The 2,022-nt window shown below is 66.8% G+C and carries 1 protein-coding gene and 1 pseudogene; one reads left to right on the forward strand and one right to left on the reverse strand.

The features are described from left to right. A pseudogene (locus ACK4SV_RS16015) lies at positions 1-295 on the forward strand (9-O-acetylesterase); the annotation flags it as partial. Here ACK4SV_RS16015 and glpK read toward each other — a convergent pair. Further along, positions 292-1,773, reverse strand: a complete 1,482-nt coding sequence (glpK, locus tag ACK4SV_RS16020; protein ID WP_409918844.1) for a glycerol kinase GlpK — start codon at positions 1,771-1,773, stop codon at positions 292-294. The pseudogene ACK4SV_RS16015 and the gene glpK overlap by 4 nt on opposite strands. Positions 1,774-2,022: the final 249 nt, after the last annotated feature.

The raw sequence follows: 2,022 nt of genomic DNA on the forward strand, positions 1-2,022 counted from the left end.
GGGATACAGCCCAGTTGAAGCGCGGCGTGAGGAGAACGTCATCCGCATTGCGCTGCCGGAAACCTCCGGCGCCTATCAGACCTCTGGTCATGACCGGCCTGTAGGCTTCATGCTCTGCGATGCGAGCGGGGGATGTGCGTTTACGGATGCAGCCCTGAACGGCAGCATGATCGAGATTGACGCTCCGTCTACGGCGGCCTCAATCCTGCGCTATTGCTGGGGCGATACGCCGGTCTGCAATCTGATGGCGCCGGATGGCACGCCGGTCACGCCGTTTGAACTGTCGCTCGACTAGGCGAGCGTCCGGCCCAGCGCCGCCTGCCAGCCCTGCAGCAGCGCCTGCCGCATGCCGTCCGCCATGTGCGGCTCGAACCGCGCGCCGGGCACATCGCGCGCCGCCCAGTCTTCCGCTGTGATCCAGCCGATCTGCATCGCCGCCGCTGCCGCCGCGCCCAGCGCCGTCATCTCGCGGTAATCGGGCCGCAGCACCGGCAGGCCGCAGACATCGGCAAGGAACTGCATCAGCCAGTCATTCGCCACCATGCCGCCATCGACGCGCAGCTCCGCAATGGACGCGCCATCGGCGGCGAAGGCAGTGAGCAAATCATGCGTCTGATAGGCCACCGATTCGAGGCCTGCGCGCACAATATGCGCCGCCGTCGCCGCCCGTGTCAGGCCGCAGATCAACCCGCGCGTCTCGGCGTCCCAGTGCGGCGCGCCGAGGCCAGTGAAAGCCGGCACCATATAGACCCCGCCATTGTCCGGCAGGCTGGCAGCGGCCTTCTCGCTTTCATCCGCCCTCTGAATGAGTTTCAGATCATCGCGCAGCCATTTGATCACTGTGCCGGCATTGAAGATTGACCCCTCGAGGGCCATCGCCGCCGCGCCCGGCAATTCATAGCCGACCGTTCCGAGCAAGCGATGCTCCGACGCCGGACGTTTCGCTCCTGTATTCGCCACGAGGAAAGCTCCCGTGCCATAGGTGATCTTGGCCTGGCCGGGTTTCAGGCACCCCTGCCCGACCAAGGCCGCCTGCTGATCACCGATCATCGCGGCGATGGGAATGGCGCGCCCGAGAAGCTCCGGCTCCGTTGATCCATAGTCAGCGGCGGTTGGCTTCACCTCCGGCAACAGCCGTACGGGAACGTCAAGCAACGCGCGCATGGGCCCGCTCCATCCGCCGTCAGCGCCAAGGCCGAGCCGGTAGAGCAGTGTGCGCGAAGCGTTGGTCACGTCCGTCGCATGCACGCGCCCGCCGGTAAGATGCCAGAGCAGGAAACTGTCGACCGTGCCGAAGGCAAGCTCACCGGCTTCCGCCTTCGCCCGCGCGCCGGTGATATTGTTCAGTACCCAGCCGATCTTGGTGCCGGAGAAATACGGGTCAAGCAGCAGGCCGGTCTCCGCCTGCACCTGCGCCTCATGCCCGGCAGCCTTCAGCGCCTCGCAGGCAGCGGCGGTGCGCCGGTCCTGCCAGATGATGGCGGGGGCGAGCGGTTTTCCGGTCGTCCGTTCCCAGACAAGTGTCGTTTCGCGCTGGTTGGTCAGGCCGATGGCGGCGATCCTGTCCGCGCCGCCCGCCCTGGCGATGGCCGCCCGGCAAACCGACAGCGTGCGCGCCCAGATCTCCGCCCCGTCCTGCTCCACCCAGCCATCGGCGGGATAGGCCAGCGCCACTTCCTCCTGCGCCAGCGCCACCTCGCGGAAGTCGCGGTCATACACAATGGCCCGCGTCGAGGTCGTGCCTTCATCGATGACGAGGATCAAATCGGCCATACGCCCTCTCCCTGTTGCGCGCGAACCTAGCACGCCGCCTCAGAAGCTCAACGCGCCGCCCCCGTCATCCCGGAATTTGCGCAAGCAAATTTCCGGGACCTTCGCTCCACTCATTCCCACCTTTCGTGCCGCTCAGATGGCCTCGCGGCCATCGTGCGTGACGAAGAAAGGGAGAGCGGTGGGTCAGGCCGCCCTCCCCCCTCACCGCGCCTTCTGCCCCCGGTCGCCGAACCACCAGAGCGTCGCCGC

It is taken from the genome of Hyphomonas sp. (assembly GCF_046313735.1).
Lineage (GTDB): Bacteria > Pseudomonadota > Alphaproteobacteria > Caulobacterales > Hyphomonadaceae > Hyphomonas.